Origin of the sequence: Micromonospora sp. NPDC050200 (assembly GCF_040656135.1) — a bacterium.
Taxonomy (GTDB): Bacteria; Actinomycetota; Actinomycetes; order Mycobacteriales; family Micromonosporaceae; genus Micromonospora.
Genome location: NZ_JBFALG010000015.1, coordinates 69,797 through 84,344 on the forward strand (window position 1 = coordinate 69,797; position 14,548 = coordinate 84,344).

Genomic DNA, 14,548 nt, shown 5'->3' on the forward strand with positions numbered 1-14,548 from the left:
CGTCCAGCCTCCCCGGACGGGGACAAGGTGGAGCGCCCTACCGGACGAACGACCTTGGCCCCGTCCGGGGAGGCTGGTAGCCCTTGTGGTGGCCGTCGAGGTGATCCGCTCCCGGCAGATCTCTGAGGAGGGCCGGGGTTCGGGGCGGAGCCCCGGTGCGCCGTGAGGCGCTGCGTGACCGAGTGCGGGAGGAAGACCTGCACCGCTGGTCCCGTCGTAGCGGGGTCGGCGTAGCTGAGGACAGCCTGATCCGGGAGGTGCCGGGGAGGGTGGGAGCAGTCCTGACAACGCCGGGACGTGCCAGCACTGCCAGATGGTGCGGGTCCGGCAAGCGAGATGCAGAGGCATACGAGAGGAACCGGTGTTGACGCCCCTTAATGCCCCACCGGCTCGAACCTGGTGGATGTGGGCCGGGCGCGGCGCGTATCCGCCCTTCGTGTGAAGGGTTGGAGAACTCCCTGGCAGCCCTTGGGGGCGTCTGTCGGGAGGTCACGGGGAAGGACTACGGCGTACTCGTGGCGAGGCCGCAGGGGAATAGCCGGGTGCCTACTGATCGAACGGTCACCAGTGAACACGGGAACCGCCCGGTGACGGCTCCCGCCTGCAGCGCAATCCAGCGCTGGGGCGGGATAGGTGCACCGTCTGCTGAACGCGCCGGGTGGGGCGGAGCCGTCGTAGTAGTCCGAGTCCGGGAGAGCCGGACACATGGCGAAGGACGGCAGCGGATTCGCGAAGGGAGGAGGCTGCAATGACGGGAGACGCGCTGGTGAACATCGGCGCCACGGAAGACGACGCCGGCCGGCGGGGTCCCTGGGTACCGCGGATGCAGGCCAAGCTTCACTGTTGGGCGGTGGCCGATCCCGGCCGCCGGTTCGACGACCTGTTCAACCTCGTGCACGACCCGCGGACGTTGCATGCGGCGTTCGTGCGGGTCGCGAGCAACGCCGGGGCCAATACTGCCGGTTCCGACGGCCTGACGGCCGGGCGGATCGAGCAGGACATTGGTGTCCCGACGTTTCTGGACGACCTGCGGATGCAGCTGAAGGCGGGCACGTTCCGTCCTCAGCCGGTGCGGGAGAGGAAGATCCCGAAGCCTGGTGGCAGCGGCAAGCTGCGCAGGCTCGGGATTCCCACTATCGCTGACCGGGTCGTGCAGGCGGCGCTGAAGCTTGTCCTGGAACCGATCTTCGAGGCCGATTTCGTGCCGGTCTCGTATGGGTTCCGGCCGATGCGCCGGGCGCACGACGCTGTCGCCGAGATCCACTACTACGGTTCGCGGGGCTACCAGTGGGTCGTGGATGCGGATATCGAGGCGTGCTTTGACTCCATCTCACACACCGCGCTGATGGCGAGGGTGCGGGCACGGGTCAAAGACAAGCGTGTGCTGCGGCTGGTCACCTCGTTCCTCAAAGCCGGGGTACTCACCGAACTCGGCGAGTTCGAGGACAGCCACACCGGCACCCCGCAGGGCGGCATCCTGTCCCCGTTGCTGGCGAACATCGCCCTGAGCGTGCTCGATGAGCACCTTCACGGGCAGTGGGAGTCGGTGATGGGCACCGAGGATCGCCGGTATCGGCGGCGGCGCAAGGGGCTGGGGACCTGGCGGCTGATCCGCTACGCGGACGACTTCGTCGTCATGGTCAACGGCACCCGCGAGCACGCTGAAGCGCTGCGCGAGGAGATCGCCCAGGTGATCGCCCCGATGGGTCTACGGCTGTCGCCGGCCAAGACCCGGGTGGCGCACCTGAGCGAGGGTGTGGACTTCCTTGGGTTCCACCTCCAGTGGCGCCGCAAGCGAGGCACACACGATCGGTGGTACGTCTACACGTTCATCGCTGACCGGCCCGTCCGGCAGCTGAAGGACAAGATCCGTGCCCTGACCCCCAGGACGTCACAGCTCACGCCCAGCGTCGCGTTGATCAGGCTCAACCAGATCCTGCGCGGCTGGTCCAACTACTTCAAGCACGCGGTCGCCAAGGCAGTCTTCCGCAAACTGGAAGACTTCACCTGGCACCGGGTCATCCGGTGGCTGAAAACCCTGCACCGGTGGAGCTGGAAGGACATCCGCCGACGGCTGGCCAGACCCGACGGGACCTGGCGGCCGATCACAGCGGACGGGACAACCCTGTTCGACCTCGGCAAGGTCGCGGTCACCCGCTACCACTACCGAGGCAACAAGATCCCCAAACCCTGGGCAGCGACCTGACAACCCCGCCCGACGGCAGAATTCGTGGAGAGCCCGTTGCGGCGAGAGCCGCACGGCGGGTTCGGCGAGCGGCCTGGGGAAACGGACCAGTGGCAACACCGGCACCGCGCCCCAGGCCGACTCAACAGGTCTTCTGATCGTGTCGTACCCAAGCGTGGCCGGCCGGCCCGGCCGATGCCGGCCGGAGGTCGCCAGCAGGCCGGGGCCGGGCCGGCGCGGCCCGCTTGCGGGCCGCCTTGATGAAGACGGCACTCGCCCGCGGTGAGTGGGTCGATCCGGCTCTCGCGCGGGTCACCGTTGGCGACTGGGCCGCCCGGTGGTTCGCCAATCAGGTGCAGCTCAAGCCATCGACTCGCCAGCGGTACGCCAGCCTCCTGCGGATGCAGGTGCTCCCGGTGTGGGAACGCGTCCCGCTTTCGGCAATCACGCACGCCGACGTGGGTGAGTGGGTGCGCCGCATGACGCAGGCCGGTCTTGCGCCGTCCACCGTTCGGCAGGCCCATCGGGTGTTCTCGCTGCTGCTGGCGCTGGCGGTTAGGGATGGCCGGTTGACTCGCAACGTCGCGGCCGGTGTGCGGCTGCCACGGGTCGGACGCTCGGAGAAGGTGTTCCTGACGCACGGCCAGGTGGGCGAGCTGGCGGCGGCGGCAGAGCCGCACGGGCTGATCATCCGGGTGCTGGCCTACACCGGGCTGCGCTGGGGCGAGCTGGCCGCGCTTCGGGTGCGACGGGTGGACCTGGTGAAGCGTCGGCTGCTGGTGGCGGAGTCGGTGACGGAGGTCAACGGGCGGGCGGTGTTCGGTACGCCGAAGACGCACCAACGGCGGTCGGTGCCGCTCCCCCGGTTCCTGGTCGAGCCGATCGCCGCGCAGATCGCCGGCCGTTCCGGCGACGAGCTGGTGTTCACCTCCCCGGCCGGCGAGGTGTTGCGCAACAACAACTTCCGTCGCCGCGTCTTCGACCGGGCTGCGGAGTCGATCGGGCTCGCCGGCTTGACGCCGCACGAGCTGCGGCACACGGCGGCCAGTCTGGCGGTGGCCGAGGGCGCCAACGTCAAGGCGGTGCAGCGGATGCTCGGGCACGCCTCGGCGGCGATGACGCTGGACGTGTACGCGGACCTGTTCGAGGACGACCTGGACCAGGTGGCGGACCGCCTCGACCGGGCGGCGGGCCGTGCTGCTGCGGACTCAGTGCGGACTGAGGGCGTCGGTCCGGACCTCGACGCGGTCCGTCCGGGTCGTCGGCAGCATGGCTGACCAGGGAAAACGGCTGGTGGGGCGGGCGGGACTCGAACCCGCGACCGAGGGATTATGAGTCCCCTGCTCTAACCGGCTGAGCTACCGCCCCGATACCGCGCCGGATCGTAACCCGCTCGACGGATCACCGGCCACCACCGAACCGGCCGACACAGCCATCTGACCGGCACGATGGGCTACGCGAGGATAACAGCCAGCAGCGGCCCGGTAGGTCCCCGTACCGTGCCGGGATCAGCCCACCGCGCGCAGCTCCGCCAGCACCGCCCCCGGCGTACGCCAGCCGCTGGCCAGCGCTCCCTGGATGACGGGCTGTCCCGGTGGTCGCCGGCCACGAACAGTCCGTCGCCGAGCGCGACCGGCTTGCGCAGTCGCCCCTGCGGCGGCGGCGCGGCGGGCAGCGCGTCGGGGATCGCGACGGTGGTCAGGTGGGTCCAGTCCGCCGTGGACCGGCCGTGGAGCCGGGCCAGCTCACGCCGGACGGCCGGCTCGGGCGGGGCGGTCGGGCCGACCACCGAGGTTGGGTCGCGTAACTGTGCATGCATACCCGGGCAAGGGTGGGCAGCAGCGTGGCCGCCGCGGGCGGGTCGACGGCGACCACGACGTCCGTCTCAGCCGGCATGCCCGGCCTCCGTCGGAGTCCGGGCCGTCCGGGACAGCCGGCCGGGCCACCAGATCTTCGGCCCGATGTCGTACGACAGCGCGGGCACCAGCAGCGAGCGGACCACGATGGTGTCCAGCAGTACGCCCACCGCCACCGCCACGCCGAGTTCCACCAGCACCACCAGGGGCAGTACGGCCAGCGCGGAGAAGGTCGCGGCGAGCACGATGCCGGCGGAGGTGATCACGCCGCCGGTGACGGCGAGGCCGGCCAGCACGCCGCCCCGGGTGCCCCGCTTGACCGACTCCTCGCGGACCCGGCTCATCAGGAAGATGTTGTAGTCGATGCCGAGGGCGACCAGGAAGACGAACGCGAAGAGCGGGAAGGACGCGTCGACCCCGGGGAAGTCGAAGACGTACCTGAAGATCAGCGCGCAGAGGCCGAGGGTGGCCAGGAACGACAGCACCACGGTCGCGATGAGCAGCACCGGGGCGAGCAGGGCCCGCAGTAGCAGGGCCAGGACCACCGCGATGACCACCAGCACCACCGGGATGATCACGTTGCGGTCCCGGGTGGAGGCGTCGGAGGTGTCCACGTTGATCGCGGTGAACCCGCCGACCACGGAGTTCGAGCCGGGGACCTGGTGCACGGCCACGCGCAGGTCGCGGATGGTCCGTTCCGCGCCGTCGCTGTCCGGCGGGTCGGCGAGCGTCGCCTCCAGCTGGACCTTCCCGTCGACCACCTTGGGCGGCGCGTTCGGCTCCGGCGGGCCGGCCTGGTCGGCGGTGACCGGGCGTACGGCGGCGACGCCGGGTACGCCCTGCGCCACCCGGGCGACCTCCTGGGCGGTCTGCTGGTTGGTGAAGATGGTCGCCGGGCTGCCGGCGCCGGCCGGGTAGTGCCGGGCGATGACCTCCTGGCCGGCGACCGAGTCGGTGCGGTTGGTGAACAGGTCGGACTGGCCGAGGCTGGTGGCGCCGAGTTGGGTCAGGCCGAGGGTGAGCAGGGCCAGCACCGCGGCGGTGACCAGCCAGATCGGTCGGGCACGCCGGGCGACGAAGCCGGCGATCCGGCTCCAGATGCCGTGCTCGGCCTGCGGGTCGAACTGGCCGGCCCGGGGCCGGCGGGGCCAGAACGCCCACCGGCCGCCGAGCAGCAGCAGCGCGGGCAGGAAGGTGAGCATCACGACCAGCGTGGCGGCGATGCCCACGGCGGCGACCGGGCCGAGCGCCCGGTTGGAGTTCAGGCTGGACAGCAGCAGGCAGAGCAGGCTGACGATCACCGTGGCGCCGGAGGCGACGATCGCCGGGGCGGCGCCCCGCCAGGCGGTCTTCATCGCGTCCCAGGGATGCTCGTGCCGGTGCAGCTCCTCCCGGTAGCGGGCAATCAGCAGCAGCGCGTAGTCGGTGCCGGCACCGAAGACCAGCACGGTGAGGATGCCCTGCGCCTGCCCGTTCAGCTTGATCACATCGTGCTTCGCCAGGTGGTAGACGAACACCGACGCCACCGAGTACGACATCCCCGCCGCGAGCAGCGGAAAGAGCCAGAGCACCGGACTGCGGTAGACGATCAGCAGGATGACCAGCACCACGACCAGGGTGACCAGCAGCAACGGCCCGTCGATCGCGCTGAACACCTCGATCAGGTCGGCGAGCAGCCCGGCCGGTCCGGCGACGTCGACGGTGAGCCCGTCCCGATCGGTGCCGGCGATCCGGCGCAGTTCCTCGACCACCTGGCCGATCTCCTCGCCCGCCGAGGCCGTGATCGGTACGACCACCTGGAGCGCCTGGCCGTCCCGGCTGGGCATCGGCGGCCGCAGCGGCCCGACCACGCCCCGAACCTGAGCGAACCGGGCGGCGTCGGCGGCCGCCCGCTGCTGGTCCGCGTCGGTGATGCCGGAGCTGCGCTCGTAGAGCACCAGCGCGGGGGTGGTCGCCTGCCCCACGAAGCCGGCGGCCAGGTCCTGCGCCCGGGTCGCCTCGGCGTCGGTGGGCAGGAACGCGGCGTTGTCGTTGGTCGCGACCTCGCCCAACTTCCCGGAGTACGGCCCGGCGATCCCGCCGACCACCAGCCAGCCGAGCACCACCAGCACCGCGATGAGTGTGGCCGCGCCCCAGCCCCGTCTTCCGACCATCTCCACCCACCCTCTTGAATCGATGCACCAATCGACGCAACGGGAGTTCGGGTCGACATTGACCATCTTGCCGCCCGAGCACGCCCCGGCGAGCCGAAACCGGACCCCCACCCCGTCGCCTCCCGCCGCGCTGTGGGGGCGGCGGGTGTCGTGGCGGTGGGCGTGGGGGCGGTGGGCGTGGGCGTGGGGGCGGTGGGCGTGGGGGCGGTGGGTGATTTGGCGATGCCCCGACGACTTGGCGCGCTTTTGACCATCGGAACGCTCGTCCGGCCCCAAGCCCCGACCCGGCCGCCTGGCTCCCGGCGGGGCCGGGCGACCGCAGGGCCGGGCGGCCCGGGGGCGGTGACGAAAAACGCCCGTCGGCGGGGCCGACGGGCGTGGGTGGAGCTTGAGCTCCCCCGTTTGGACTCGAACCAAAAACCTGCCGGTTAACAGCCGGCTGCTCTGCCAATTGAGCTACGGGGGACCGCTTTGTCACCCGCTCCGGATCTCTCCGGCGCTCGGCGACGGCACAAGAGTACAGGATTCCTGGGGGGTCTGGTCCAGGGGGTTACTTCCACGGCCCCTGGTAGCGGAGCGGCGCGACACCGGCAGAATAATTCGGACAAATCGCCATCCGGGCACAACCAGGCATGAGCGCGGAGCAGGATGGGTAGTTAGCTGCCGACAGAGGACTAGGCGCGAGATGGTCGGTCCCGAACGGGTCTGCCCGGACGGGACCGGCAAAGCGTCAGGTACGGAAGGAGCCGCCATGCGCGGAAAGATCATGTTTCTTGGCGGGCTGGCTGCGGGCTTCGTCCTGGGCGCCCGCGCCGGCCGCGAGAAGTACGAGGAGCTGGTCGTGCGGGGCCGCAAGGTGCTCGACCACCCGACCGTCCAGGAGGCGGCGGGTGTCGCGCAGGCCCAGGCGACCCGGCTTTACAGCGAGGGCAAGGACAAGCTCGGCCAGTCGAAGCTCGGCGAGAAGCTGGGCACCGGCACCGGCAACGGCAGCAAGAAGCAGGAGTTGACGGCCGCCGACGACGCGTTCGCCGGAACGCCGGCCACGGTCGGGGCGAAGGCGGGCTCCGGCTCGTCGAGCACGGGTTCGACCGGCTCGACCTCCGGGTCGGCCACCACCACGCCCCGCAAGTAGCCCGGCTCGGGCACCAGCGGCAGCACCCTCTGAACGCACTGTCCGGCGGGCCGGTCGTCGAATGACGACCGGCCCACTGGCGCGTGAGGGGCGGGACACAGGCACGAGCGCGGGCAGGCCAGGGCCCTCCTCACCCGCGCCGATGCCACTTTCGGCGATTTGGAGCAAAAGTTCGCGCGGAACATCGAAAACTTCTGCCGTCAACCCCTTCTCTTTGGTCCCACTCACAAATATCGTTCCTGCGTAGAACCTGGCCAGGCTCTTGGTACTCGTAGCGACCCCCTCAGCGACCGCGCTGAGGCGGACCCGCCCCGACCAGAGCGAGGTTCGATGCGCAGACCGATCGGCCGAAGGGCCACCACCTACCTCAGTCTCCTCACCCTCGTGGGCGCGACACTCGTCGCGACCGCACCGCAGCAGCCGACCCCGGCGCTCGCCGCCCCGGCGCCCGCCAGCAACGGCATCGAATACAAGGTCCTCGTCTTCACCCGGTCCGCCGGCGGCAGCCACGCCGCCACCGCCGCCGGGGTCGCCGCGATCCAGCAGCTCGGCAAGGATCGGCGGTTCACCGTCGAGGTGACCGGCGACGCCCGCAAGTTCGACGAATCGCACCTCAAGCAGTTCCGCGCGGTGGTCTTCCTGAACACCTCCGGCGACATCCTCACCGACGGCCAGCAGGCCGCGTTCGAGCGGTACTACCGCGACGGCGGCGGCTTCGTCGGCGTCCACTCGGCCATCGAGGCCGAGCCGGGCTGGTCCTTCCTGGACAACGTCCTCGGCACCCGGGCGAAGGGCGCCGCCACGGCGGCGAGCCCGGCCAGCGTCACCGTCGCCGACCGGGTGCACCCCGCGTCGGAGCAACTTCCGGAACGGTGGGCGCACACCGACCGCTGGTACAACTTCGCCGGCAACGTCCGGGGCGTGTCGCACGTGCTGGCCACGGTGGACGAGAAGACGTACGCCGGCGGGTCGATGGGCTTCGACCACCCGGTGACCTGGTGCAAGGACTACCAGGGCGGCCGGTCCTTCTACACCGGGCTCGGCGCGACGCCGGAGAGCTTCGGCAGCACCGACCTGCGCGCCCACCTGGGCGGGGCGATCCAGTGGGCGGCCGGCGTGACCGACGGCGACTGCGGCGCGACGGTGCTGGCCAACTACCAGATGACGGTGGTCGGGGCACAACCGAACGTCAACGAGCCGATCGGCTTCGACGTGCTCCCCGACGGCCGGGTGATCCAGACCGACCGGCGCGGCGGCGTACGCCTGCACGACCCGGAGAGCAACGAGACCACCGTCCTGGCGCAGATCCCGGTCTACACCCACAGCGAGGACGGGATGTACGGCCCGGCGATCGACAACGACTTCGCCACCAACAAGTGGGTCTACCTGTACTACGCGCCACCGCTGGACACCCCCGCCGGCAGCGCGCCGACGACCAGCACCGACCCCAGGGCCTGGGACCAGTGGAAGGGCTACTTCCAGCTCTCCCGGTTCAAGTTCGTCGACGGGGAGACCCCGTCGCTGGACGTGAGCACCGAGCAGAAGATCATGCAGGTGCCGGTGGACCGGGGCGCGTGCTGCCACGTGGCCGGTGACATCGCGTTCGACTCGAAGAACAACCTGTGGCTGGTCACCGGCGACGACACCCCGGCCGGCGGCGGCGGCTCCGGCGGCTTCTCGCCGCACAACGACTCGGTCAGCGCGACCGGCGTCTACCAGGCGCCGTTCGTCGACGCCCGGCGCAGCTCGGCCGACACCAACGACCTGCGCGGCAAGATCCTGCGGATCACGGTGGGGGCGGACGGTTCGTACACCGCACCGGTGGGCAACATGTTCCCCGAGGCGCAGGACCCGGGCGACAAGACCCGGCCGGAGATCTACGCGATGGGCTTCCGGAACCCGTTCCGGATCACGCTCGACAAGAACGACGTCGCCTACATCACCGACTACTCCCCCGACTCCCGGGACCCCGGGGTGGGACGGGGCCCGGCCGGGACCGGCCGGATGATGGTGGTCGACAAGCCGGCGAACTACGGCTGGCCGATGTGCGTGCAGCCGAACCTGCCGTACATCGAGATGAACTGGACCACCAGCCCCATCTCGCCGGTGGCGCCGTTCGACTGCGCCGCGCCGAAGAACACCTCCCGCCACAACACCGGCCTGACCGACCTGCCCGCGGTGGAGAAGTCCGAGCTGTGGTACTCGTTCAACGCGCCCACCCCGTGCCCGGAGTCGTACCTGTCGACGCCGACGCAGACCTGTCCGGTGCTCTTCCCCGAGCTCGGCACCGGTGGCGTCGGCCCGCACGGCGCGGCGAAGTACGACTACGACCCGAACCTGAAGTCGGAGACGAAGTTCCCCGAGTACTACGACGGGGCGATCTTCTTCGGTGAGTTCACCCGGGACACCCTCAAGGAGATCCGGCTGGACGACAAGGGTGACATCCTGAAGATCAACAATGTGCTGAACTGCGGCCAGGCGCCCACCACGGCGACCAAGCCGTTCCTCTGCGACAACCCGATGGACATGCGCTGGGGCGCGGACGGCAACTTCTACCTGCTGACCTACGGCGACGGGTTCTTCAACATCAACCCGGACGCGGCCATGCTCAAGTTCAGCTACGTCAAGGGTCTGCGGGCGCCCACCGCCGTACTGAACGCGACCTCGACCAACGGCACCGCACCGCTGACCGTGGCCTTCTCCAGCGAGGGCTCGAAGGACCCGGACCCGGCCGACTCGATCTCGTTCGCCTGGGACTTCGACGGCAACGGCACGACCGACTCGATCGACCCGAACCCGACGTACACCTACACCACCAACGGCGTCTACACCGCCCGCCTGACGGTGACCGACTCCAGCGGCAAGACCGCGTCGGCGAACACCACCATCACTGTCGGCAACACCGCGCCGACCGTCACCGTCGTCACCCCGCTCGAGGGCGGCTTCTTCAGCTGGGGCGACGACATCCCGTTCTCGGTCACCGTCACCGACCCGGAGGACGGCCCGATCGACTGCGGCAAGGTCGAGGTGACCTTCGTCCTCGGCCACGACCAGCACGGTCACGGCGGGGCCAACCAGTACGGCTGCTCCGGGGTGCTGCCCACGGATGCCGACGACGCCTCGCACGGCGGCTACATCTACGGCGTCGTCAGCGCGTCGTACACCGACAAGGGCGCCAACGGGCAGCCGGCGCTGACCACGGTGGACCAGCAGATCATCCAGGCCAAGCGGCAGGAGGTCGAGTTCGCCACGGACGAGTCCGGCACCACCGTCGGCACCAGCGCCGACACCGGCGGCGGGCTGCAGCGCGGCAGCCTCGACCCGGGCGACTGGATCGCGATCAACAACACCGTGAACCTGAAGAACATGCAGTCGGTGACGCTGCGGACCTCCGGTGGCAGCGCGGCCACCGCCGGGCAGCCCCGGTTCGGCGTCCAGTTCCGGCTGGACTCCCCCACCGGCCCGCTGCTGAGCACGGCCACCGTCAACGCCACCAGCGGCAACAACGCCTTCACCAGCACCACCGTGCCGTTGACCGACCCGGGCGGGTCGCACAAGCTCTACCTGGTCTTCACCACCGTCCCCGGTGGCCCGGCCAGTGGCTTCGGCAACCTCAACTGGGCCGAGTTCAACGGTCAGGGCATCGGCGTCACACCTTGAGACCCGGGTGGGGCCACACCCGGTGGCCCCACCCACCCTCCGCACCACCATCACCCCAGCACCGAGAGGTAGACAGGACATGAGCGACACGCAGCACGGGATGAGCCGTCGCCGGATGCTCGGCGCCATCGCCGGCGCGGCCGGCGCGGCGGCGGTGGGCGCCGCCGGATTCGGCTCCGCCGCCTCGGCCGAGGGCAACGGCCTGCTGGTTCCGACCGGCAAGCGCGGCATCATTCTCTACAGCGTCCGGGACCGGATCAGCGCCGCCCCGGACACCAGCGGTGTCCCGTACGGCTTCGAGCGGGTGCTCGGCCGGCTCGCCGAGATCGGCTACAAGGAGGTCGAGTTCGCCGGGTACACCCAGAACACCGGGATCCTCGGCCGGCAGATCACCCCCGAGGAGATCCGCAAGATCCTGGACGACAACGGGCTGCGGGCGAACGGGTCGCACGCCTCCATCCCGGGCACGGTCACCCCGGACACCATCGCCGCCTTCGAGCGGACGCTGGACACCGCCGAGGTCCTCGGCATGACGCACATCGGCACCGGCAGCGACCCGACCGGCAGCAACTACAAGGCCGACTGGGACGCCGCCGCCGACCGGTGGAACACCTTCGGCGAGATGGCCGCCGCCCGTGGCCTCAAGCTCTACACCCACAACCACGACGCGGCGTACAACTTCCTGCTGGACAGCGGGCCGCTGGACACGCTGGGCCGGCCGACCCGCTCGTCCGGCATCCGGAAGCTGGAGTACTTCTTCGGGCTGACCAACCCGGAGTGGGTCTGGTTCGAGATGGACATCTACTGGGCCCACGTGGCGCAGCACCGGTACCGCAGCTACACCGACCCGGACGGCAACACGCAGACGAACATCTTCGACCCGCTGGCCACGGTGGCGGCCCGGACCATGCGCTTCCCGCTGTTCCACGCCAAGGACGGCGCGATCAACCCGGCCAACTCCGCCGGGTACGACATGGTGCCGCTCGGCCAGGGCGACATCGACTACGGCACCTTCTTCGCCAACATGGGCGCCAAGGGCTACCACAACCCGATGTGGGAGCAGGACAACGCGCCGGGCGGCAGCGCCGACCCGGGCCGGTCGCTGCGCTACGCCGAGGTGAGCTACCAGCACATGTCGGGTCTGCGGGGCTGACGGACCCGACCGTCGATCGTGTGGGCCGCACCCGGTGCACCGGGTGCGGCCCACTCGCGCCACGAGACGAAACACCGCCGTGGAAGACTCCGGCCGGAGGTGATGGCGATGGTTCCCGTCCGACCGGAGAACGCGTACCAGGCACGACTGCTCCGGGTGCTGCGCGACGGCCCGCGCTCGCGGGTGGAGCTGTGCGACGCGGTGGGCCTGTCCCGGTCGAAGCTGACCGCGGAGGTGGACCGACTCGTCGAGCTGGGCCTGGTCGAGAGCGCCGGCCCCGCGGCCTCGCGCGGCGGCCGACGGTCGTCGCTGCTCCGCGTCGCCGGCACCGTGCGCTTCGCCGGCCTCGTCGTCGGCCCGGACCGGCTCACCGCCGCCGTCACCGACGGCGAGCTGAACGTGCTGGCCGAGCTGCACGAGCCGACCGACGTCCGGCTCGGTCCGGAGCCGGTGGTCGCCCGGGCCGTGGAACTCGTCGGCAAGCTCCGGGCCGACCTGGGCCTGACCCACCTCAACGGGATCGGTGTCGGCCTGCCGGGGCCGGTAGCGTTCCCGCAGGGATCCCCGGTCGCCCCCGGGGCCCTGCCCGGATGGCACGGGTTTCCGGTGCGGGACACGCTCGGCGCCGAGCTGGAGTGTCCGACGCTGGTCGACAACGACGCCAACGTCATGGCGCTCGGCGAACAGCACGCCGGGATCGGCCGTGCCTTCGACGACTTCCTGTACGTCAAGCTCGGCACCGCGATCGGCTGTGGCCTGGTGCTCCGGGGCGCTCCGCACCGGGGCGCGACGAGCGGCGCCGGCGACATCGCCCACCTGGGGCTCGCCGACGACGGCCCGGGCTGTGCCTGCGGCGAGGCGGGGTGCCTGGAGGCGTACTGCGGCGACAGCGGGTTGGTCGGCGCGGCGCTCGACGCGGCCCGGTCGGGCCGCTCCCCCGCCCTGGCCGAGCGGCTGGCCGGGTCCGGCACCCTCACCATGGCGGACGTCGCCCGGGCGGCGGCCGCCGGCGACCCGGCGGTCCAGGCGGTCGCGCGGGACGCCGCCCGCCGGCTGGGCCGGGTGCTGGTCGGGCTGGTGAGCTTCGTCAACCCGGCCATCGTGATCATCGGCGGTGCCCCGGACGGCCTCGGGCACGCGCTGCTGGCCGAGATCCGGGCCGTGGTCTACCGCCGCTCGGCGCCGCTGACCACCGGCACCATGCCGATCGTCCTGTCCGACCTGGGTGAGCGGGCCGCGGTGGTGGGCGCGGCGCGGCTGATCAGCGAGCAGGTCTTCGCGTCCGACTGACCGGCGACCGGCCGGCGGCCGGGGCGGTGTCCTGCCCCGGCGACCGGCCGGCCGCGCCGTACGCGGGATCAGTCCTTGCTGTTGAACGCGGCGTCGAAGGCCGCCGCGGGGGCGTCGAAGGCGAGCCGGCGGACGAACTGCAGCGCCTCCGGCGCGCCGACCAGCCGGTCCATCCCGGCGTCCTCCCACTCGATGGAGATCGGCCCGTCGTACCCGATCGCGTTGAGCGCCCGGAAGCAGTCCTCCCACGGCACGTCGCCGTGCCCGGTGGAGACGAAGTCCCAGCCTCGGCGCAGGTCCGCCCAGGGCAGGTGGGACGAGAGCCGGCCGCGCCGCCCGTCGCCGGTGCGTACCTTGGCGTCCTTGCAGTCCACGTGGTAGATGCGGTCGGCGAACTCGAGGATGAAGTTCACCGGGTCCAGTTCCTGCCAGACGAAGTGCGACGGGTCCCAGTTGAGCCCGAACGCCGGCCGGTGGCCGATCGCCGCCAGGGCCTGCCGCGTCGTCCAGTAGTCGTAGGCGATCTCGCTGGGGTGCACCTCGTGGGCGAAGCGCACCCCGACGGAGTCGAAGACGTCGAGGATCGGGTTCCACCGGTCGGCGAAGTCCCGGTAGCCGCGCTCGATCATCTCCGGCGGCACCGGCGGGAACATCGCCAGGGTGTGCCAGATGGACGAGCCGGTGAACCCGACCACCGTCTTCACCCCGAGCTTCGCCGCCGCGCGGGCGGTGTCCTTCATCTCCTCGGCGGCGCGCCGGCGCACCCCCTCGGGCTCGCCGTCGCCCCAGATCCGGGCCGGCAGGATGCCCTGGTGCCGCTCGTCGATCGGGTGGTCGCAGACCGCCTGACCGACGAGGTGGTTGGAGATCGCGTGGACGCTGAGGTGGTGCTTGGCGAGGGTCTCCCGCTTGCGCTCGACGTACGAGTCGTCGGCGAGGGCCTTGTCGACCTCGAAGTGGTCGCCCCAGCAGGCGATCTCCAGCCCGTCGTAGCCCCACTCGGAGGCGAGCCGGCAGACCTCGTCGAACGGAAGATCGGCCCACTGGCCGGTGAAGAGCGTGATCGGTCGCGCCATCGTCGTGTCTCCCCTGTCGTGATGGGGATTCCTCAGCGTG

The 14,548-nt window shown here is 70.9% G+C and carries 8 protein-coding genes, 2 tRNA genes and 1 pseudogene; 6 read left to right on the top strand and 5 right to left on the bottom strand.

The window, feature by feature from the left end; translation table 11 throughout:
• Positions 1-748: 748 nt before the first annotated feature.
• Both ltrA and AB0I41_RS12995 read left to right on the top strand, forming a co-directional pair.
• Positions 749-2,206 (top strand): group II intron reverse transcriptase/maturase, encoded by a 1,458-nt coding sequence (gene ltrA / locus AB0I41_RS12990; RefSeq protein ID WP_357105840.1) that lies wholly within the window; start codon positions 749-751, stop codon positions 2,204-2,206.
• 239 nt (positions 2,207-2,445) lie between these two features.
• Positions 2,446-3,462 (top strand): tyrosine-type recombinase/integrase, encoded by a 1,017-nt coding sequence (locus tag AB0I41_RS12995; protein WP_357105842.1) that lies wholly within the window; start codon positions 2,446-2,448, stop codon positions 3,460-3,462.
• 14 nt (positions 3,463-3,476) lie between these two features.
• Here the strand turns inward: AB0I41_RS12995 and AB0I41_RS13000 are convergent.
• The 4 genes and pseudogenes from AB0I41_RS13000 to AB0I41_RS13015 form a co-directional block, all read right to left on the bottom strand.
• Positions 3,477-3,553, bottom strand: a tRNA-Ile gene (locus AB0I41_RS13000).
• 140 nt (positions 3,554-3,693) lie between these two features.
• Positions 3,694-4,063: pseudogene (locus AB0I41_RS13005) on the bottom strand (amine oxidase); the annotation flags it as partial.
• A gap of 7 nt (positions 4,064-4,070) precedes the next feature.
• A complete protein-coding gene (locus AB0I41_RS13010; protein WP_357105845.1) occupies positions 4,071-6,194 on the bottom strand; it encodes an MMPL family transporter in 2,124 nt (707 codons plus the stop codon).
• A 393-nt stretch (positions 6,195-6,587) separates the two neighbouring features.
• Positions 6,588-6,660 (bottom strand) — tRNA-Asn (locus AB0I41_RS13015).
• Positions 6,661-6,945: 285 nt separating this feature from the next.
• Between AB0I41_RS13015 and AB0I41_RS13020 the strand changes: the two genes are divergently transcribed.
• The 4 genes from AB0I41_RS13020 to AB0I41_RS13035 all read left to right on the top strand — a co-directional run bounded on the left by AB0I41_RS13020 (position 6,946) and on the right by AB0I41_RS13035 (position 13,432).
• A complete protein-coding gene (locus AB0I41_RS13020) occupies positions 6,946-7,329 on the top strand; it encodes a hypothetical protein (RefSeq protein ID WP_357105848.1) in 384 nt (127 codons plus the stop codon).
• A gap of 330 nt (positions 7,330-7,659) precedes the next feature.
• A complete protein-coding gene (locus AB0I41_RS13025) occupies positions 7,660-10,989 on the top strand; it encodes a ThuA domain-containing protein (RefSeq protein WP_357105851.1) in 3,330 nt (1,109 codons plus the stop codon).
• A 79-nt stretch (positions 10,990-11,068) separates the two neighbouring features.
• Positions 11,069-12,142, top strand: a complete 1,074-nt coding sequence (locus tag AB0I41_RS13030; RefSeq protein WP_357105854.1) for a sugar phosphate isomerase/epimerase family protein — start codon at positions 11,069-11,071, stop codon at positions 12,140-12,142.
• A 108-nt stretch (positions 12,143-12,250) separates the two neighbouring features.
• Positions 12,251-13,432 carry an ROK family transcriptional regulator gene (locus tag AB0I41_RS13035; RefSeq protein WP_357105856.1) on the top strand — a complete coding sequence of 394 codons (1,182 nt, stop codon included), beginning with the start codon at positions 12,251-12,253 and terminating at the stop codon, positions 13,430-13,432.
• A 68-nt stretch (positions 13,433-13,500) separates the two neighbouring features.
• On the opposite strand, the gene AB0I41_RS13040 is transcribed toward AB0I41_RS13035, so the two are convergent.
• Entirely contained in the window at positions 13,501-14,508 is a 1,008-nt protein-coding gene (locus AB0I41_RS13040) for a sugar phosphate isomerase/epimerase family protein (RefSeq protein ID WP_357105859.1), read from the bottom strand.
• Positions 14,509-14,548 lie beyond the last annotated feature (40 nt).

Bases quoted from the DNA above. Each gene is read 5' to 3' on its own strand.
- AB0I41_RS13040 (WP_357105859.1), bottom strand. From the start codon at position 14,508: ATGGCGCGACCGATCACGCTCTTCACCGGCCAGTGGGCCGATCTTCCG.
- ltrA (WP_357105840.1), top strand. From the start codon at position 749: ATGACGGGAGACGCGCTGGTGAACATCGGCGCCACGGAAGACGACGCC.
- AB0I41_RS12995 (WP_357105842.1), top strand. From the start codon at position 2,446: ATGAAGACGGCACTCGCCCGCGGTGAGTGGGTCGATCCGGCTCTCGCG.
- AB0I41_RS13035 (WP_357105856.1), top strand. From the start codon at position 12,251: ATGGTTCCCGTCCGACCGGAGAACGCGTACCAGGCACGACTGCTCCGG.
- AB0I41_RS13020 (WP_357105848.1), top strand. From the start codon at position 6,946: ATGCGCGGAAAGATCATGTTTCTTGGCGGGCTGGCTGCGGGCTTCGTC.
- AB0I41_RS13025 (WP_357105851.1), top strand. From the start codon at position 7,660: ATGCGCAGACCGATCGGCCGAAGGGCCACCACCTACCTCAGTCTCCTC.
- AB0I41_RS13030 (WP_357105854.1), top strand. From the start codon at position 11,069: ATGAGCGACACGCAGCACGGGATGAGCCGTCGCCGGATGCTCGGCGCC.
- AB0I41_RS13010 (WP_357105845.1), bottom strand. From the start codon at position 6,194: ATGGTCGGAAGACGGGGCTGGGGCGCGGCCACACTCATCGCGGTGCTG.